The following is a 19406-nucleotide window of genomic DNA, read 5'->3' as shown; positions in this document are numbered from 1 at the left end:
CAGCGCTATTATTGCTCCATTGCCCAACGACCTAAGCGCAACATGTCATCATTGCGCGTATTTCCGTTTTCTGAACCTAAGATAACCACTACACGTTGCTTTGCTCCATCAACAAACTTTAGAGCAAAAGAGGCGTGTCCAGTTCCTAGATAGCCGGTTTTTCCACCAAAAATTGGTAGACCACTGCCGAGGATATGGTTAGTACTATGAAGCGTAATTATTCTTTCGTGGTTAGTACCAGTGTTTGCACTAATAGCATCCGAGGCACTTACGGTCATTAATCGGACGCCATTACGGTTGAGAATATAATTTACCAATTTTACAACGTCGGCCGGTGTAGAGACGTTACCTGCGTCAATGCCAGTTGGTTCAACAAAGTGCGTGTTTGACATACCGAGGCGTCGAGCAGCGTCATTCATACGTGCAGCGAATTCGCTCGTCGACATACCAGTTGAGCGTGCCAGAGTTTTCGTCACATTATTAGCAGAAGCAATTAATACGGCCTTCATTGCTTCGTCCGCGGCAATGACATCGCCCGAGCTCATATCAATCGAGCTTTCTCCTGAGCCAACATTATCGCTCGCACTGTAGGTAAGGTTTAACTGATCAAAGGGTACGCCGGAGTGATCACGGTGCCACTCAAGATATACCATGACAGTCATAAGCTTTGTAATGCTTGCAATTGACTGCTGTCGTTGATCCTTCTCGTAGATAACTCGATTATTTACCGGATCAAACACAATGGCAGAGCTGGCGCTAATAGCAGGTGCAGAGCTGCTCGGCTCTTGCCCTTGCTCCTCAGCAATACTGTCAACCGCTTCAACGCGCACATGAATAACACCAATCCCTGGATTGGCGATCACATCAAAGGCATCGTAGGTTAAGTCAATAATTCGACCATCAACATAGGGCCCGCGTGAACGAATGGTTACATCGACTGAAGTACCATTATCAATGTTTGTCACCCTCACCTTTGTGCCTAGGGCATAGTCATTTGAGGATGCGGTAAGTGGGTGCTGACTATCACGATACCAGCTCGCTATACCCTCTTGGACGCCGCCTTCTTCAAAAATTGCGATTTTAGAATACGGAAGATGCGTAAAAGCACGGACTCGCTGCTGATCTGGCACATCATAAGAACTCAGTGGAATCCAGCGAGTGCGATTACCGTCCCAGAAAAATGCTCGGCGCTTATGATTAGTATCAGAGTGATACTTAAGTGCCAAAATAACATCTCGGCCAAAAATCTGGATGGGGTCAGTTAAAATGTCAAACTCATAAATTTCACTCACGCGATGCATGCCCTCGGGCGCCTCCATAGCATCTTCTGCCAAGCCTTTGCGCATAGTGACCCGAGCTGGACGATGTACCACACCTGGAAAAATTCCCATGATAAGCTCGTCTGACGGGGTGTGTAGTGTATAGCCCCGCTCAACCGTTGCCTGATCAAGCTGCAAGCGAATCATATCTTCATTCTGCTCTTGGGCTAGACCTAAGCCAGGTACTAGCGAAAAAAGCATTGCGGCAACTAGGAGTGAGGTAATACTTCGTCGTAACATATGTGAGGATATCTACAATGAGAATAATCTTGGAGCGGGTAACGGGATTCGAACCCGTGTCTCAACCTTGGGAAGGTCGCATACTGCCCCTGTACTATACCCGCAAAAACGCTGGCAAGGGCAGAAAAACTAAGGATACAATGGGCTATCTTAAGGAATCCTATCACAGCTTGCCCCTGAGGAAAAGACTAGTGTAATGAACGCACGAAATCTGTCAGTAGTCGAAATACTTCACTTTTGTCATTTGAGCGAAGTGGCGAATGATAGGAGTCATGTACCCAATAAAGACGCTTTTGCTTGCTTGGCAAGGCCGCATAAATAAATTCAGCACTATGCGGTTTTACAACGCTGTCCCGACTCGAGTAAATCATGATCACTGGGATCTGCACCTGTGAAAATTCAGTGCGGCTGATCTTAAGAAAATCGAGAAACTGCTTATAGGCACGCAACGGAATTTCAATGTATGAACCTCGAGCCAGATAATCAGCCTTACCCTCGTAGCGCACCCAGGCCTTTTTCACTGAAAACTTAATACGCATAAGCATAGGAAGCACTAAACGCTTCCACCATTCACCATAGGTAAAAATCGGCGTTGATAAAAGCCCAATGCCGGATACTTGTCCTGGGTGGCGCAGAGCCAGGTCAGTCAAAAGATTACCGCCAAATGAATTGCCAATAACTGCGATTTTGTCACAATGTTCTTGTAGTGTATGAAGCGCTTCATCGAGCGAGGCTCGCCACTCGGCTATCCCATTCTGCGCTAAATCACGCGGATCAGTGCCGTGGCCAGCTAACCTCTTCACTAAGACGGTCCAGCCTTGAGTATGCAGCTCTTCGGCCAACTCGCGCAGGTCATAGGCAGAGCCAGAAAAGCCATGAGTAAGCAATACCCCAAAGCGACCTCCCTGTAAAAAGTAATCGCCTGCTTTTGGATGAATCGGATAGGCCATTTCTTGACGTTACTCCCCTGTCTTCGCTATTCTTCCCTTGCTCTGAAAATCGGACAATAATAACTCGCCGAAGTAGCTCAGTTGGTAGAGCAATGCTTTCGTAAAGCAGAGGTCGGGGGTTCGACTCCCCCCTTCGGCTCCACGCTCCGCATCGTACTGTGCGAAGCTACTTTTTAGCATCCCTATAGTGCGCTTTCTGGCAATACCTGGACATCATCCTTGCTCCATACAAAGCCCTTGGCAAGCAACCATACTGAGGCATCTTTTAGACGCTCATCAATGAGGTCGTCCACGCTCTTTGTGCGGATGAGGATATGGCGGGCTCGATAAGTTGGATTACCATCATCGTCCGTAGCTTTTTCCTCGAGTTGAATGATGTGATAGCCAAAGCTCGTTTCAACGATGTCGCTGACTTCACCTGGCTCAAGTTGACTCACTGCGTCTTCAAATGGCTGCACCATTTCTCCCTGACCAAAGAAGCCTAGCTCACCGCCATTGCTGGCAGTTGATTCATCTTCGCTAAACTGCTTGGCAACTTCGCCAAAATCTTCATTGCCATTTTTTACTCTGGCCAAAACCGCATCAGCTAACTCACGCTTTTGTGCATTTTCATCGTTATTATTCGCCAGTTTCTCTTGAATTGCTGAGCGAACGAGGAAGGGTCGAATTACCTTTTCTTTAAAGGTGGCAACGTCCCAATTATATAGATCGCGAATATTTTGCTCTACAGTCTCAACATTACCTGATTGACTAACAACGCTTTGGTATTCTGACTCCACATCAGCGTTACTCACCTTCACACCCTGATCATGCGCAATTTGATTTGTCATTGCGTCGCTAAGCAGCTTATTTAACACAATTGCAGTTAACTCCTCGTCACTTGGTTCTGGGAAGAGATCAGGACTTAGGTCTGATTGCGCTTTGTAGTAATGACTTAATGTCGCCTTATCCTCCAGCATTGCGGTGTAGGAAATTGGCTGACTATTCGCAAAGACAATAGGATAGCGAAGTGTTTTTGCCACATTAGTGACTACATTTACCTTCCAGTCAAACACGTACAAACCAAGACCAACCACAATCAATAACAAGACAAAGAGTCCGAGGACGCCTCCGATAACTTTGACATAGAGATTGTTGAGTTGCGGCTTTTTCATTTTAGCTTGAGCATCTGGCATTACTGGCGCCGGCGTAGGAGCAGCGGCAGGACTTTCTTGACTTGGTTGTGTCTGAGGCATGGGATTGAGATAAAGATAGTACTCTAGAAGTGTACGGAATTAGGCCTTTTCCGTCAATCTTTTGCCAAGAAAAGCCACTTCCACCATTTGTTTGGATTACCCTGCACTTTTTGGGGATCTGTACCTTTTGCATTCTCTACATTTACGTTGTCAGGCAAAGTTTTTTCGGAGCCTGGCACAATAAGTACTCGCTCGCCCTGACCCTGGAGGCCAAGTTTAAGACGAGCTTCTTGTTCATGGTAGGTCGAGCTTTGCAAATATGTCAGAAGCGAGCCCAGCTCAGTATTGCGTGACTCTAGGGCTGCAATTTCCTCTGATAAACCAGATAACTCACTATGTACATCGTGACGCCGGATAAGCTCTTTTACAATTGAGGTACTGATTACGGCGAGAACGAGTAAAGCAAGAGCTAGCACAAAGCGAGTTTTGGCTAAGGGATTTTGTTGCGTTTGGCGCTTTTTAGATTTCCTGGGCATGGTTCCCCTCCTCTGGCTGACTTTTTGCTCGATCAGTCAGCGCGCTCTCATCCTGAAGATGCGTAATCAGATCTTGCACGTGCTCTGGATTCTTAATATAGGCCAATTCAATCCTCGTCTGCGTGCCTGCAGTTTGAATAACAATCCTGCCATAGTGAAAAAGTGTGGCAAAGATACCTGAGCTTGAATAACTCACATCTTGAATACGTCGATAGGTGGTCTCAGAAACCGTACGATCAAAAAAGCCTCTTTGATCAATATCAACAATCCTCTGGTTGGTAATGAGCAGAACATTCATTGACCACATGTACCATTGACGCCATGAGAAAAAAATCACCGCTAAAAGCACCAAGCAAAAGAGAAGAAAGCCCCAGGTGCCTCTTTGTATAAAAAAGGTTAAAAAGAAGAAATCGAGCAGCAGCACAATGCCCAGCAGAGAAAGTCGAAATGCCACCATAAAGGGAAATTGCTTCACTATCCGCAAGACCGTTTCTCCATCTTTTAAATTTTTGCTAATATACGAATCGAGCATATGGCACGTAAGAAAACCGCACACAAGATTTGGCTGGTTGTTTCCATCATCATGCTGGCAGCAATGATACTCTTTACGATATCACCGTTTTTCAGCTAGATAAGGGAATTAACGCCGCAACAGTTTAATATAAGCATCAGCCGGGATAGAAACGCGCCCCATGGTTTTCATGCGCTTCTTTCCCTTTTTCTGCTTTTCCAAGAGTTTACGCTTACGAGTGACATCGCCTCCATAGAGTTTTGCCGTGACATCTTTGCGCAATGGAGCGATTCGGCTGGAGGCAATCACCTTACCGCCAATCAAGGCTTGGATTTTGAGTTCAAACTGTTGACGAGGAAGGATGTCCTTGAGGGTATCAACCACGCGTCGACCTTCTCGATACGCCTCATCGCTATTCACAATCATGGTGAGCGCATCAACCATCTCTTCGGCAACGTGGATATCCAATCGAGTCACGTCTGCCTCTCGGAAGCCTAAATAATCGTAATTTAAAGAAGCATAACCCTGCGATACGCTCTTCAGTGTATCATGAAAATCGCTGATCAACGAGGATAAAGGCACTTCATAATGCAACACTAAGCGACCTCCTTCGAGATACTCGGTAGTCTTGTACACCCCGCGCCGATCAGTCACTGCCTGCATGACCGGGCCTATCCAGTCGTTTGGACTGACGACGGTTACACTCATCCACGGCTCCTCAACTTTCACTATGTGATTCGCTTCCGGCCAATCCATCGGATTTGCATAATCCTTTGTTTCTTTGTTTGTTGTAGTGATTCGATAGGCCACTGATGGGGCGCTCACAATAACACTGATACCAAATTCTCGCTTCAGACGCTGCTCTACCACTTCCATATGCAGCATGCCTAAGAAACCACAGCGAAAACCAAAACCTAGTGCTGGCGAATGCTCAGGAATGTAGTCTAAGGCAGCGTCGTTCAATTTTAACTTTTCAATTCCTTCGCGCAATCGCTCAAACTCATCGCCCGATTGGCAATAGAGTGCGGCAAAAACCATTGGCTTCATTGCCTGATATCCCGGCAGTGCTGTGGCAACGCTTTTCGTGGTGCTTATCGTATCACCCACTTTTGCCTTTTCAATGTCACGCAGTCCGGTCACGATATATCCAATCTCGCCGGCTTTTATTTCAGGCTTTGGTTGAAACTCCATGCCAAAGTGACCAACCTCGAGCGCTTTGGTTTGCGTTTTGGTAGCAAGAAAACGGATATCCTCATTGCTGCGAATTGCGCCGTTGACCACTCGCACCGAGCTAATCACTCCTCGATAGTCATCAAAGTAGGAGTCAAAAATAAGCGCCTGGGTTGGTGCATCAAGCGTACCTTTGGGTGCTGGCACTTCAGCAATAATTCGCTCAAGTACTGCTTCGACACCTTCCCCCGTCTTGGCAGAAACAGCTAAAATTGACTCGGGGTCCACACCGATGAGTTGGGCTAATTCCTGCCTCACCCGCGGCACATCAGCATTCGGCAGATCAATTTTGTTCATAACCGGAATGATCTGTAGATCCTGTTGCAAAGCTAAGTAAAGATTGGCGACTGTCTGCGCCTCGACACCTTGCGTCGCATCGACAATGAGAATTACCCCCTCAACAGCTGCTAAGGAACGTGATACCTCATAGGTAAAATCCACATGACCTGGTGTATCAATCAAGTTCAGGGTATAGCCCTTATACTGCATCTGAATTGGCTTGAGCTTGATCGTAATACCCCGTTCACGCTCTAAATCCATCCGGTCGAGATACTGAGCTCGCATATGCCGAGCATCTACTGTACCTGTCAACTCCAAGAATCGATCGGCTAAAGTCGACTTCCCATGATCGATATGAGCGATAATACTAAAATTTCGAATTTGCTTATCAGCGGAATTCATAGAGATTACCGAGTCCCGTCCCGCCTACTTAGTAGATAAAAAAACAGAGTGGTAGCGGGATGATCAATATGGGCAATGATGCTGAAATTACGGATGTGTTGATGCATAGACGGGCTTATTCTGCTCCCTGTTTCCACTTACCACCGTTTCTTAGCACAGCTCTCAATTGTTGCCAAATCCGCTGCAGACGTGTTGTGACAAGATGCACCTCATCAAAACGGAAAGTGATGGCAATTCCCAAATATACAAGAATACCAATACTGCCCGCTATTGCCCCTTGCAAGAAGATGCCGATAAAGGTCCGATTGTTAATTCCAGGTAAAAATGCGCGCAAACTTATCCAGGTAACCAAGGCCATCACTGCTGAGGCGAGTAAAATATTAATAGTCGATCGGATTATTCTCTCGTCATCGAGATTTCCATGCCGTACCCGAAGCACTGCCAATAAGAGCAGCATATTCACCACATTGGCTACGGAAAATGCAGCAGCCAAACCAAGTATTCCGTGCTGAGGCGCCAACCAGATCGATAAAGCGACGTTGACCAAGAGACTGACCACAGCGATTTTTACCGGAGTGCTTGTATCCTGATCAGCATAAAAAGACCGAGCTAACATTGGTAATAAACTTTGGGCTACTAGTGAGACTGCGAAATACCCCAGCGTCTGCGCAGTTAAATATGTTGCCTCCCAATCAAACTCCCCTGCCCCCAAGACAACACGAACAATATGCGCACGTAGTAAGAGGATGAGGACAGCGGCCGGCACGATAAAGAAGACGATCCGACGTAGGGTTATAGAAAAATGCGTCACAAACTTCTCTTTATCCTGCTGAGAAAAAGCTTCGGAAAAATATGGGAAGGCCGCCACAGCAAGCGAAACTCCGACTAAGCCAATGGGAAAGCTTTGTAAATTGTTTGCAAAATTAAAAATGGCGACCGAGCCCGCTGCCAGAGTTGACCCAATGATGGTAATGACAACATTGTTCAATTGGTTTACTGCTAGGCCTAAAGTTCGCGGCAAAATAAGGCGCATTATTTTTTTCACTGCTGGATCGCGCATATCAAGTGCGGTGGAATAGCGATAACCCGTGTGAAAGACGGCCGGAATTTGTACAAGCATGTGCAATGCCGCACCTAACACAACCCCCCAGGCTAAACCTGGGATGCCCCACCAGCTATAAAACGCGGTGATACCGACGATGATGCCGACGTTGTAAAAAATCGGCGCCATAGCATACGCAGCAAATCGTCGAAAAGCGTTTAATAGGCCGCTAAACACATTACTCACCCCGAAGAAAAGAATCGAACCGAGCATGATCTGCGTCAGCTGCACAGTTAGACGCATCTTCTCTTCAGGAAATCCAGGAGCCAAAAACGGTACTAACCACGGCGCGAAAAGTATCAAGAGCACGCTAAGGACCGCCAGAATAATCAGCAAAATATTTAAAACCGAATTTGCAATATGCCACGCTTGCTGTTTTTCTTCTTCGGTCTGACATTTTTGCCAACGCTCGATAAAAACAGGGATGAAAGCTGCTGATAAGGCGCCGAGCACCAGCACATTAAATATTAAGTCCGGAAGCTTAAACGCTGCATAGTACGCATCAAGCGTATCACCTGCGCCAAATTGAGCAGCCAAAAGCCTGTCACGAACAAAGCCTAATACCTTACTCACTAAAGAAGCCGCTGCAATCAGCAAGGCTCCGCCAGTTAGTGATGTTTGAATTCGTTGCCAGCGACCACTCATAAAATGCTATTCTACTAGCGCTTAGTAAAAGAAAGCGCATAACTCTGATCCATTACTAAAGGAGCAGAAAAGCGCACCGAATTTCCGAGGCGATATACCTCTCCACCGGTCGGACTAGACCAGTTTGGAGTAAATGATTCAGGAAAACTAAAACTACTTAGTAATGTACGCTGACTCGTCCCGGCTTGTTGTTGAACATAGAGGCTATATCCATCCTTACGCACATCATCCCAAGTAAACGGTAGTTGATAGCTTATTGTTGCAGTTACTTCTTCACCAGGGCCTAATTCAAGCCAATTACCAAATATTGTCTTAGCAAAGCCATGACTTATCTGCGTATGGGAAAGCGCATCCTCTGCATCAATTTGCTCGAGCCCAGCACTCGTCGGATCGCTTTGTGCATCAGAGGGTACGCGTTGCTGACGCCCTGGACCAATCGCAGTAAATCCCTCAGCGCTTAAGAAACGACTTCCCTCTGGCACATAGAAACGCAAGTACGAGACATTTTTCACACCAGTCCACTCGTCATTTGGATCGCCGAGATTACGCCGGTGCAAGGTTAGGTGCACTTCTAGACTTCCATCAGATTGGATACTTACTTCATGGGAAATATCTTGCTGCATCATGCCATCGGTCTTGCCACCCCCGATGTTCGCTTCGACCACTTGAAGATAATCATGCGGCGCCGATAACACCTCCCCAGCCCAACCTAAGTCGCGAATTTCGTTCTGTAAGTCAACATCTTTGCTATAAAGTAAAATATCTCGATGAGCCAATGAATCGGTTAAGACTGATGCGACCTGTAGTAAATCCTTGGTTGGCAGCGCAAAAACTGATTCAAGCAGCTTGGGCAATAATGCTCCAACAACTTGCTTCGGCTGGTTCAACTCCTTATCATAGGTCACTTCAACTGCCTCTTGTAAACCGGTGCGGAAGCTCTCGGCATCAACCTGCAAATCATAGTCAGGTAACTCAATTGAGCCGGTTAAGCTAAGTAAATCCTCTACGACTGCTGGTGTCATGGCAATAATGCCATCAAGCTGGTATCCTCTTGCCCGCTCGTAGAACCAATTAATTTTCTCGGCCGAGCTAGGAAAATCTGGCCACCAATTCGCGTCTTGAATTTGCCAAGTCGGATTAACGAGCTGGAGAGGCTCAGGTGGCACATACGGTGCATCGCTTCCAAAATTTAAGTCGAGGAAACCCCGCCCTGGCACTTCAAGCACCTTTACTCGGCCATCCCGTACACTGATAAGCGCCCAGCTCCCCATGAAGCCACCGGTCGGGCGTAGCTCATTACTATTTTGAAAGACGAGAGCGTATTGCTTTTCTTCGCCGCTAGAGAAGAGTGTAGATAGCACATGAACACTTGATTGAACTCGATGGAATGCTACATAAAAACTCGGCAGCTGACTTCGCACTTGCTCAAGCGCATCTCGATATGATTCTGGTACCTGCTTTGGATCAACCTTTTTAATTGCTGCCAGCGCAACATCGATGTCACTGCTAATATCATCTAAAGCCGGGGGAAGTACTTGAAAAATTTCTTGTAAATTTGTGCCCTGCTCTACATTTGGATCAAGTTGACTCGTTTGCTCGGTCAGCACCTGCGCCGCCTGGCTAAAGCGTTGACCAGCTCGGGCGATTGACTGACCAGCCGTCAGCAACGCTTCACCAGTAGTGACTGAGGAGCCGGTAAAAGGCATAATCCGCAAAATCGTCTTTAATGAGCCACCAATACCATCAAAAGAATTTTGCGCATCTTGAAATTGACTGAGCGCCTGGTTAAAAGCATCCTCAGCCTTGCTAAACTCAAATTGACTCGCCTCATCACCGGCTGTTTGTAAAAACGCATAGGCTTGAGTGGAGGCAGCTAAAACTTCACCTTTCGCTGTATGTAAACGACGTACAGGCCCGCTTAGGAGCATAGGACTGAGTAAAAGTAACGCAATCGCCGCAAAGACCAGCACACTTCGCCAATGTCCAGGTAGGCGACGGAAATATACAAAAGAAACCTGAGGTAAGCGCATGCTCACCTTTGGTTTTTCAATTGAGAAATGAGTCGGGCGAAGAGAAGAAAGCTGCTCTTTCACTATTTTCTGAACAGGTTTTTTCTTTACTTCTGGCGCTGGTTTTGGCCGCTGCAACATTTTGCGCAAATCAAGCACATTTTGTTGTGGGACGCCTTCGGTCGAGTTAGATTTGGATGAGTGTAGCATGGGTCAATCCTCTATCACCCTAGTATAGCAGTTCTTGATAAAGTTGGGCGGTCTGCTTTGCCATTTCCTCCCAACGATAGCGCCCTATCTGCTCATAGCCTAAGGAGATGTACTTTTCCCGAAGTGCGGGGTTATCTAAAACAGCCAACATAGCGCGCTGGAGGTCTTCCTGTGAATGTGGATCAAAATACTCAGCAGCCGGGCCCAAAATTTCAGGGAGGCAAGAAGCACGAGCAGCCACCACAGGCACGCCGGCGCGCATTGCTTCAAGCGGAGGCAGACCAAAACCTTCCATAAGAGATGGAAATACATAGAGACCGCTGTGTGCATAAGCCCATTGCAGCTCGGCATCGCTCAAACCTCCAGCAAAGACAACTGGTGATTTTCCTTCGAGTAAACCCTTTTGCTTGGCGCGCTCACGAAGCCGAGAATAAAAATAATCCATCTTACCCACTAAGACGAGCGTCTCATCACGTCCAGAGGCTCTCATCTTTTCCCAAACTTCTAGCAGATATTCTAGATTCTTATGCGGATACGCGTTACCAACGTAGAGCACATAGCCATCTTCTACTTGGGTTAAGCTCTGTGGCCTCACTGGATCTGTGTTTGCTAATGGTTCACAACCCTCGAGAATTACTTGAATTTTCTCTTTTGGCACATGGAGCGTTTGAGCGATTTGCTCGGCTGAGTACTGAGATACTGTAATCACCTTCTCTGCGCGCTTCACGGCCTGCTGCAAGACCAACTGCGACCCGGCATGTTTCACCCAATAGCGTAAGGGGCCTAGTGTGCTCGCCCGCTCGGTGGGAAACTTTGTTAAGATGAGATCGTGAATAGTGACGATGAAACGCTTTGGCGCAAAGAGTGGCACATTAAAGTGTGCGTAGTGGGTGAGGTCAAGTTTTTGCGCGCGTATCAAGCGTGGAAAATACAGCTGCTCGGCAAGTGAATACCAGCGATACGGAGCTAAGACTTTCTTCACTTTGGGATTACTTGGCTGATACTCTTCCCAATTTTCTTCGCGCAAAAAAACTACCAGCTCAAATGGCAAGTCGAGTGCCTCCAAGTGTTTAATCAAACGCTCGGTGTAGCGACCTAAGCCCTTACCCCCTGGTCCAAAGAAACGTGCATCAATGCCAACTCGTTTCTCAGACACTTTGCGTGTCCCGGCTTAAGGCTTCTTGCGCAGCGGCAATAAACAGGGCAACAAAAAGTCCTACCAATAATCCGAGTATCGTATCGAGTAATTGATTTGCTTTTCGCTCGGAAATAACCGGCGCATCAAAATCAATTGCAAAGGCACCAGTATCATTAGCATCTTGGACAAGCTGCGGTACTCGCTCACCAACTAAAGCAATAATACCCTGGGCAAGTTTTTCAGCGCTGTCTCGCGATTCTTGAGTGAAGTTTATTACCACGTTTTGGCCGGAATACTTCCGTGCTTCAAAGCGACGACTTAATTCGTTGACTGATTGGACTGCCGGATCAAACCCAGCTTCCTCGTACACCGCTACCACAAAAGATGGGGTGGCAAACCAGCTCACGATAGTTTGCGCCACGAGGTCAACCGACTGCAGTGCATAATACTCATCGTACTGAAACTGTTCAGTGTTCTGACCATTCACACGCTGGATAGTTGAGGCGACTGCCACATCATAGCGCACCGGCGTCAGATAACTTAAGACAAAGGCAATAATACCGCCGAGTAAGGTAAGTGAGATGACCAAAGTGCGGCGGCGCAATGTGGCCCGTAGGTATCCGTCAAGCTCCATAGGGATGTGATGAATTACGAATAGTTGAATGCTCAGCGTATTTTTGATCGACAAAGTCGTGCACCCGCTTCTTAAACACTTCGGTATCAAACTGCAAAGCGTGCGCACGAATTTCTTCTGGTGAATACTGTTCGGGATGGAAACGGACTATTGTGTCTGCTAAGGTTTCCCAATTTTGATCATCAAAAAGCTCGCCTGTTTTTCCGGGTATTACTGTTTCCAGCGCACCACCAGCCGCATACGCAATAACAGGACGACCAGACGCCATTGCCTCAATTGCAGTGATGCCAAAGTCTTCTTCTTGTGGGTGAAGAAAAGCCACGCACTCACGATACAGCTTTTTTAATTCATCCGGCGAAACTTTGCCGACAAACTCAATATTAGACTTAGCAATGCTTTTGAGGTTTTTAAGTTCCGGCCCATCGCCAAATATCTTCAAAGGAATACCAAGGCGATTAAAGGCCATCACCGCCAGGTCATAGCGCTTGTACGCAACTAAGCGACCACCGATCAAATAGTAATTGCCAATAGTCGGGCTAATACTAAATGACTGTGCATCAACCGGCGGATAAATAACCTGACTGTCGCGCTGATAATATTTCTGAATGCGACGTCGGATAGCGTATGAATTTGCAATAAAAGTATCAACTCGCTCAGCCGCTAAACGGTCCCACATGCGAATGCGATTAAGCAGCATCGGAACAAACTTTTTGATCAGACGATTGTAGGGTAGCTCCTGCACGTAACGATGCGTATCACTCCACAGATAGCGCGTTGGTGAATGGCAGTAACAAATGTGAAGAGTCTCTGGAAGCGTGAGCACGCCCTTTGATAAAGCAGAACTGGAAGAGAGCACAATATCGTAGTCACCTAAGTTGAATTGCTCAACCGCCGATGGCATAAGTGGCAAATACATTTGATAATGACGTACCCCGAAAGGCAACTTTTGAATAAAAGACGTGCGAATATCCTTTCCTAAAAAGGCCCGATTCGTTTTGCGTTTATCAAATACCAAGGTATAGGTAGGCGCCTCAGGAAACATTTCCTGAAACACTTTCAGCACTTTTTCTGCTCCCCCGTCCTGGGCTAAGTGCTCATGAACTAAAGCGATGCGTGGTTTTTTCATGCGGCGGAACGAGTCGACAACACGACTGCGGGTGTTTTTACGAGTATATGCAGATCTAGACGAAGCGACCAATGCTCAATGTAATAGAGATCCAAGCGCACCTCTTCCTCAAAGCTAAGTGTAGAACGACCGGAAATCTGTGCCAGGCCGGTAATCCCCGGCTTCACAGTCAGCAGGCTGCGATCGTTGCGCGAATACTTTGCCACCTCTTCTGGCTCATGTGGACGAGGGCCCACTAAACTCATTTCACCTTTTAACACGTTCCATAGCTGCGGTAGCTCATCAATACTGGAAACCCGGAGGAAGCGACCAACTCGCGTAATGCGTGGATCGTTTTTCATTTTAAAGAGGGGTCCATCATTTCGCTCATTCATTTGCATGAGTTGTGGCTTCATAGCATGCGCATTTGGCACCATGGAACGAAACTTATAAAGATGGAATCGTTTATTTGCTTTACCTATCCGCTCAAGTCGAACAAAGATCGGACCTGGATTGTCTATGGAGATAGCTAAGGCGACTATTGCGCCGACTGGAATAAGAATGATGAGACCTATCACCGCGCCAAAAATATCGAAGCTGCGTTTCAATATCTTACCCCAACCATCGAGCGGTGTGCGGCACAATTCAATGATCGGTATACCACCCAGCGTTTGCGTACTAATACTTGACGCCATGGTCTCAAAACGATCTGCCGCATATTTAAAATTTACATGATAATCATTTGCCAATTCGATCAACTTCAACATAGCTTCTTTTGGCATCCGTGCATCAGTGACCACTAGCTCGTCAATGGCACGCTGTTGCATAAGCGTTTCCAGCTGAGGAAGAACGCTTTCATCTGCTTGCCCATAGGTATGCACCACACGCATGCCTAACCCAGGATGATTGCTAATGTGATTCTGTAATTCATGCTGAGATCCACTATTACCTACCAGAGCTAAACGATGCACACCCACACCTTTCACATATAAGGAATGTTGTACAACGCGAACCACAATGCGGGCTAGGGCCACAAAAAGTATGCTAAGCACCCAGCCGGATACAATAATAAAACGTGAAGAAAAAAGTTCACGCTGGAAGAAAATCAAAATAATCAGGAGCATAACTCCGGTTGAACAGGCAAAAAAGACCTTTGCGAATTCATCAACCCATCGGACACGACCACCTAAGCTATAGAGACCGCTCATGGCAAAAATAAGCAGCCATAACACTGCCACTCCGAGCACGATATTAACGTACTCATCAAATGGCATTTCATAAATAACCGGTCGCAATTCAGCAAAACTGGTGAAACGTAGGTAATACGAAGCCAAACCAGCAGCAACGATCATAAGCCAGTCGATCGGTACAAGAATTGCGCTAATTACCAATTCAAGCTTTTTCATAAATTCTCTTAGGTGCTGACGCACACCTATAAGCCGAATTCTGTCCTCATAATGAGGGATGACTATCTCTCTAGCCCCGACGTCGCCGTCGGGATCATGCGATCTACCCGTCCAGTCGAATGACTAGACCTATGCGATCTTGCACCAGGTCGGGTTTTTCACTCCTCATAGTCACCTATGAAGAGAAAGGATTCTTAGGCCCTTACTTTTCACCTATTACCTGTATCCCGCTAAGCGAGATCATCGGCAGTATTGTCTCTGTGACACTTTCCCTAAACCATTGGTTATTCGGCCGAAAGCTTACAACCAATTGCTCGGTTCCCTTTCGGAACGACCTACTTCCACAAACCTCTCAAAAATGGGGGGCTTGGGGGGTGTTCGGACTTTCCTCTCCACCTAAGGCGGAGCAGTCATCCGGCGCACGTCAGCACATGCGAACATACCGAAAAAGCGCCTGTTTGTCAAGTTGCTATTTCTCCACTTTTTGCGAGATAGTCCCTCCTGGAGTACCATAGTAAGCGTCAGTTTCCACTATGCATACGGAGGGTGTGCCATGAAAGTGTGCGTTCTTTTTTCACTGTTACTGCTAGGCTTGATGGCTGGGACAAGCCTGGCTGACGACGATACTCATCCCAAGTTCGGAGCAATCATCGTTGGTGGCGACACCAGAGTCGATGAAGAAGACGAACTGCGTCTCGACGGTCAGTACCATCGACTTTTTCCTCTCAGCCACCTCTCGGTCGGACCCCAAGTCTGCCTGCAGGTCGAGGACAAGGAAATCCTCTGGATGTTGGGCGGCCATGTCCATGTGCAACCGCTTCCTTTCCTCGGTGTATCAGCAACGCTTGGCTTCCAACCTTCGGACGGATTTGACCCGATACTCGGATACGCTGCCCACTTCCGGGTACTGCAGTATCTGAACCCTTATGTGATGAAGTTCATCCAACTCCCACCGGTTGACTTGATGATCGGACAACGCGACGGAGTGACGGTGTTTGGAGCCTCGATCGGCGCCGGATCAAGCGGTGAATAGCAGAACACAGGGACTATGCCTTCGCGTGGTCCCTGTTCTTCTCATATTCATTCGAATCATCCCCGATTCAAATACTTCTTACCTCGATACAAATGCATGCTATAACTTGTACCAAATAAGGAAATAACAAACATGACAATGAAAAGGGTGCGGAAACCGAAACCGTCCGCGACATAGCCTCCAATGATCGCGGCAATGGCGGTCACTACATAACTCATCGCTTCCCAAATACCCCAATTTGAGGCCTCTTCTTTACGCTTCACAAAATGTGAATAAATGGCATCAAATGACGGACTGAGCACGGCGAGAGAAAGTCCAAGTACTGCCTGCGTGAACAAAAGCATAATCTGACTATTCACAAAAATATACATGAAACACGCTAGGCTAATAAGCGCATAACCAATAACCACAAACTTTTCCTTGTGTTTGGCGCGATCCTCCCACTTACCAAGCAAAAACATCACAACTCCAGCAGTGATCATGTAAACGGAATACGCCCAGCTCGCGTCCAGGAGGTCCCCGCCAATGTCTTCCACAAAAATAGCGTAAATCGGACCTATCATGCCTAAGGCAAGATTAATCCAAGCGTCGGAAATAAGCAGTACCTTGATCCCCCGTTTCATGCTATTGGTTTAGCTGCCCAAGCAACTCACCGAGACGCTGTATCTCCTCGCCATAGGTCGTCCAGTCGCCATTCCGCTGCGCATCTAAGGCTCGCTGGTATGCATCGCTGGCCTGCTGCGCCACACTTGCGTCCGTGGTATCAGTCTCTTCATCGGTGGTATTGCTCGGTGCTGGCGCCTCTCCATCACGAGGGAAAAGTCGAATCAAGGCTTGATCAAGCGTTTCCTCCATGGCGATCTTGTTTTCATGCGCTACAATGACGCGCTTCAACTCTGGGATGCGTCCTCCTTCGGCACGGAGATAAATTGGCTGCACATAAAGCAAGGATGACTCAATCGGGATAACCAACAAGTTACCACGAATAACCTCTGAGCCGCGCTGATCCCAAAGTGAAATTTGTCGCGAAATATCCGGATCCTGGTTAATACGATTGATGATCTGGATTGGGCCATACACTAACTTTTGTTTCGGGAATCGATACACAACCAATTGACCGTAGTGTTGGCCGTCATTTCGGGCAACCATCCAGGCTGAGAGATTATCTTTACCCCTAGGCGTGAAAGGAAGCATGAGGATGTATTCCTCTTTTTCCTCTTCTGGCAAGCGCATAATCATATGTCGCATGAAGGGATCAGAGCTTTCATTTGGCCGGGTTGGAATCGACCACTGGTCCTCGCGGTTATAGAAGATTTGCGCATCCTCCATGTGATAGATCGAGTAGATGTTGGTCAAATACTGGAACATATCTTCTGGGAAGCGGATATGTGAACGCAAATCATCCGGCATTTCATTCATTGAGGTGAAGCTAGCCGGGAAAACGCCCTGATATGCCTGAATAATTGCATCATTAGCGTCCGCGACATAGAAGGTCATGGCGCCTGTATATCCATCAATGCTCACTTTTACCGCATTGCGAATGTAGTTAATCTGACCATAGAGCCCACCGCTATTATGCTGTAGGAGTGCATCAGAGACTCGCTCGGCATATGGATACGCATTCGAGGTGGTATACGCGTCGTAGATCCAAGTCAAGGAACCATCATCACGCACCACGAGATATGGGTCACCATCAAAGCGTAAAAACGGCAAGGTACGCTGCACTCGATCCTGAATATCACGGTAGTACATGACGCGTGAGTCGCCTTTGATATCTGAGGAGAACAGGAATTTACTTGATTGGAAGCGAATAGCGTAGAGCAACTTACGGAATAGAGAGTTCACCTGCACTCCCCCATCTCCACTGTAATCACTGAAGACATTTTCCTCACCGGATGGATAATCAAACTCTTTCGCACCGCTATCTACTACGACGTAATCATTTGCTAATTCACCGAAGTAAATTTCCGGACGCTTCACCTCAACATTAGTGGAAGAGCTTGGTGGAATATCCTGCACAAATAGCACTGGTAAACCTTCTGGTGTGACTTCGTTCACAGGACCCAAGGTAAGTCCATATCCGTGGGTGAAGGTTAGATGCTCGTTAATAAAATTACGCTGAGGGAGATTCCCAGCCTCCAATTCACGGGGTGACAATAGCACCTGACGATAATCACCATTGATGGTATAGCGATCATTATCGATCGAATTAAACTCATAGTAGGTGCGAATTTCCTGAATCTGGCTAAAGGTATCAAGAAGTGGATCGCGATCCCACAAGCGAACATTTTTAATTGTGCCAGGATTCGCATCAATATCACTCCGGGTTAGTGCGGTGTCACCGGATAGATCACGTTTCTCAATGGTATCTAAACCATAGGCTTGCCGAGTAGCCTCGAGATGACGGGTGATATACTCCGACTCTTTATCTAATTCGTTCGGTAAAACAACGAAGCGCTGCAACAAATCAGGCACTAACCAACCACCGACAATGAAGAGAACTAGAAAAGCTCCGGCAAATCCAGCCACCCAACGTGTAGAGGATTTAATACTGTGGGCAAGTAGACTGACGGCTAGAAGAATCGCAATACCCGTGCCGATATAAAGGATGGGCAAGCGGATGTGGACATCGGTATAACTCGCTCCAGTGATTGGACCAGTAGCGCTATACACTAAATCCGGAACTGCGATGAAATAAAGCTGAACAGCGACTAAGGCGAAAAGAATCGCGCTGATAATGGACAGATGCTGACGTGCGGCGCTTACTAAAGTCTTCATACCCAGTCGATCCCGCCCCATAATGCGACGACCAACTTCTAAGGCACCATGCACAAAATACAAAACAATGGTCGTTATGGTGAGTAGTAACATGGCCGCAAAAGCCGTCTGTACCACAATCTTTACAAAAGGCAGCGTGAAAAAGTAATAACTCACATCACGCCCAAATAATGGATCGGTCTGTCCAACAGCCACACGATGAAGGAATAGTTGCACGGTTTCCCAGTGACTAGCCGCAGTAAATCCAAAAATTAACCCAAGGAGCAAGGCAAAGACCATGCTTATCTTGCGAGCAAATGGCGCCACCGCTACCGACTTAATTTCTACAGCATCCCCTTTTCGTTGTGACCATTGAAAAGTCTTTGATGGCGTACGCGCGAAACGACCAACTAAATAGGTATTAAAAAAGAAAAGTAGAGCCACAAATAAGCCTACTCCGAAACCTAAGAGTAGTTGTGTATACAATGGCGTGAGGAAGAGATCAGTCTGCTGAATCGATTGAAACCACCACCAATCTGTTATGGTGTTCGCTAAAGCTGCAATTAAAGCACTGAGCACAAAAACTACTGCTACTATTGTGAGAATCCATCGTCGCATGCGCATAGGTGTGTGGTTAAGTACGGGCTAATAGTGCCTGAAAATGACCTTTTTTGCAAGGAAAGTTGGTAATTGTCATACTCTCTATTGACGCAAAAGGTAGTTTT

15 protein-coding genes, 2 tRNA genes and 1 other RNA gene are annotated in these 19406 nt (G+C 47.0%); 2 read left to right on the top strand and 16 right to left on the bottom strand.

Annotation, left to right across the window (positions count from 1 at the left end; genetic code table 11):
* Positions 1-8: 8 nt before the first annotated feature.
* From H6760_01695 to H6760_01685, 3 genes are all read right to left on the bottom strand, one after another.
* Positions 9-1559 (bottom strand): serine hydrolase, encoded by a 1551-nt coding sequence (locus tag H6760_01695; GenBank protein USN53862.1) that lies wholly within the window; start codon positions 1557-1559, stop codon positions 9-11.
* A gap of 30 nt (positions 1560-1589) precedes the next feature.
* Positions 1590-1663 (bottom strand) — tRNA-Gly (locus H6760_01690).
* Between the two features lie 84 nt (positions 1664-1747).
* Positions 1748-2509, bottom strand: a complete 762-nt coding sequence (locus H6760_01685) for an alpha/beta fold hydrolase (GenBank protein ID USN53861.1) — start codon at positions 2507-2509, stop codon at positions 1748-1750.
* A 66-nt stretch (positions 2510-2575) separates the two neighbouring features.
* Between H6760_01685 and H6760_01680 the strand changes: the two genes are divergently transcribed.
* Positions 2576-2651, top strand: a tRNA-Thr gene (locus tag H6760_01680).
* 40 nt (positions 2652-2691) lie between these two features.
* Here the strand turns inward: H6760_01680 and H6760_01675 are convergent.
* The 11 genes from H6760_01675 to rnpB form a co-directional block, all read right to left on the bottom strand.
* The gene (locus H6760_01675) at positions 2692-3663 is read right to left on the bottom strand and encodes a peptidylprolyl isomerase (protein USN53860.1); all 972 of its coding nucleotides are present in this window, start codon (positions 3661-3663) and stop codon (positions 2692-2694) included.
* 134 nt (positions 3664-3797) lie between these two features.
* Positions 3798-4220 (bottom strand): septum formation initiator family protein, encoded by a 423-nt coding sequence (locus H6760_01670; protein USN53859.1) that lies wholly within the window; start codon positions 4218-4220, stop codon positions 3798-3800.
* On the bottom strand, positions 4204-4752 hold the full coding sequence (locus H6760_01665) for a PH domain-containing protein (GenBank protein ID USN53858.1): 549 nt from the start codon (positions 4750-4752) through the stop codon (positions 4204-4206). Before H6760_01665 ends, H6760_01670 begins: the two co-directional genes overlap by 17 nt.
* A gap of 108 nt (positions 4753-4860) precedes the next feature.
* Entirely contained in the window at positions 4861-6642 is a 1782-nt protein-coding gene (gene lepA, locus H6760_01660) for an elongation factor 4 (protein USN53857.1), read from the bottom strand.
* Positions 6643-6757: 115 nt separating this feature from the next.
* Positions 6758-8389: a murein biosynthesis integral membrane protein MurJ gene (murJ, locus tag H6760_01655; protein USN53856.1), complete on the bottom strand. Its 1632-nt coding sequence runs from the start codon at positions 8387-8389 to the stop codon at positions 6758-6760.
* Positions 8390-8403: 14 nt separating this feature from the next.
* The gene (locus H6760_01650; protein ID USN53855.1) at positions 8404-10608 is read right to left on the bottom strand and encodes a DUF4012 domain-containing protein; all 2205 of its coding nucleotides are present in this window, start codon (positions 10606-10608) and stop codon (positions 8404-8406) included.
* A 19-nt stretch (positions 10609-10627) separates the two neighbouring features.
* Entirely contained in the window at positions 10628-11764 is a 1137-nt protein-coding gene (locus H6760_01645) for a glycosyltransferase family 4 protein (protein ID USN53854.1), read from the bottom strand.
* Positions 11757-12380 carry a hypothetical protein gene (locus tag H6760_01640; GenBank protein ID USN53853.1) on the bottom strand — a complete coding sequence of 208 codons (624 nt, stop codon included), beginning with the start codon at positions 12378-12380 and terminating at the stop codon, positions 11757-11759. Before H6760_01640 ends, H6760_01645 begins: the two co-directional genes overlap by 8 nt.
* Positions 12370-13506, bottom strand: coding sequence for a glycosyltransferase (locus tag H6760_01635; protein USN53852.1), 1137 nt, complete (start codon positions 13504-13506; stop codon positions 12370-12372). The genes H6760_01640 and H6760_01635 overlap by 11 nt, the downstream gene beginning before the upstream one ends.
* Positions 13503-14891, bottom strand: coding sequence for a sugar transferase (locus tag H6760_01630; protein ID USN53851.1), 1389 nt, complete (start codon positions 14889-14891; stop codon positions 13503-13505). Before H6760_01630 ends, H6760_01635 begins: the two co-directional genes overlap by 4 nt.
* 13 nt (positions 14892-14904) lie before the next feature.
* Positions 14905-15317: RNase P RNA component class A (gene rnpB, locus H6760_01625), an RNA gene on the bottom strand.
* A gap of 127 nt (positions 15318-15444) precedes the next feature.
* On the opposite strand from rnpB, the gene H6760_01620 reads away from it, so the two are divergent.
* Positions 15445-15924: a hypothetical protein gene (locus tag H6760_01620; GenBank protein USN53850.1), complete on the top strand. Its 480-nt coding sequence runs from the start codon at positions 15445-15447 to the stop codon at positions 15922-15924.
* Positions 15925-15980: 56 nt separating this feature from the next.
* On the opposite strand, the gene H6760_01615 is transcribed toward H6760_01620, so the two are convergent.
* Both H6760_01615 and H6760_01610 read right to left on the bottom strand, forming a co-directional pair.
* The gene (locus H6760_01615) at positions 15981-16547 is read right to left on the bottom strand and encodes an MFS transporter (protein USN53849.1); all 567 of its coding nucleotides are present in this window, start codon (positions 16545-16547) and stop codon (positions 15981-15983) included.
* Between the two features lies 1 nt (position 16548).
* Positions 16549-19299 (bottom strand): UPF0182 family protein, encoded by a 2751-nt coding sequence (locus H6760_01610; protein USN53848.1) that lies wholly within the window; start codon positions 19297-19299, stop codon positions 16549-16551.
* Positions 19300-19406: the final 107 nt, after the last annotated feature.

It is taken from the genome of Candidatus Nomurabacteria bacterium, assembly GCA_023898465.1.
In the GTDB taxonomy this organism is placed as follows: Bacteria; Patescibacteriota; Patescibacteriia; order HK-STAS-PATE-3; family HK-STAS-PATE-3; genus HK-STAS-PATE-3.
The sequence above is the reverse complement of the archived record's forward strand: the minus strand, read 5'-3'. Positions and strand labels throughout refer to the sequence as shown.

Bases quoted from the DNA above. Each gene is read 5' to 3' on its own strand.
- H6760_01610 (USN53848.1), bottom strand. From the start codon at position 19,299: ATGCGACGATGGATTCTCACAATAGTAGCAGTAGTTTTTGTGCTCAGT.
- lepA (USN53857.1), bottom strand. From the start codon at position 6,642: ATGAATTCCGCTGATAAGCAAATTCGAAATTTTAGTATTATCGCTCAT.
- H6760_01620 (USN53850.1), top strand. From the start codon at position 15,445: ATGAAAGTGTGCGTTCTTTTTTCACTGTTACTGCTAGGCTTGATGGCT.
- H6760_01695 (USN53862.1), bottom strand. From the start codon at position 1,559: ATGTTACGACGAAGTATTACCTCACTCCTAGTTGCCGCAATGCTTTTT.
- murJ (USN53856.1), bottom strand. From the start codon at position 8,389: ATGAGTGGTCGCTGGCAACGAATTCAAACATCACTAACTGGCGGAGCC.
- H6760_01675 (USN53860.1), bottom strand. From the start codon at position 3,663: ATGAAAAAGCCGCAACTCAACAATCTCTATGTCAAAGTTATCGGAGGC.
- H6760_01615 (USN53849.1), bottom strand. From the start codon at position 16,547: ATGAAACGGGGGATCAAGGTACTGCTTATTTCCGACGCTTGGATTAAT.
- H6760_01650 (USN53855.1), bottom strand. From the start codon at position 10,608: ATGCTACACTCATCCAAATCTAACTCGACCGAAGGCGTCCCACAACAA.
- H6760_01640 (USN53853.1), bottom strand. From the start codon at position 12,380: ATGGAGCTTGACGGATACCTACGGGCCACATTGCGCCGCCGCACTTTG.
- H6760_01635 (USN53852.1), bottom strand. From the start codon at position 13,506: ATGAAAAAACCACGCATCGCTTTAGTTCATGAGCACTTAGCCCAGGAC.
- H6760_01670 (USN53859.1), bottom strand. From the start codon at position 4,220: ATGCCCAGGAAATCTAAAAAGCGCCAAACGCAACAAAATCCCTTAGCC.
- H6760_01685 (USN53861.1), bottom strand. From the start codon at position 2,509: ATGGCCTATCCGATTCATCCAAAAGCAGGCGATTACTTTTTACAGGGA.
- H6760_01665 (USN53858.1), bottom strand. From the start codon at position 4,752: ATGCTCGATTCGTATATTAGCAAAAATTTAAAAGATGGAGAAACGGTC.
- H6760_01630 (USN53851.1), bottom strand. From the start codon at position 14,891: ATGAAAAAGCTTGAATTGGTAATTAGCGCAATTCTTGTACCGATCGAC.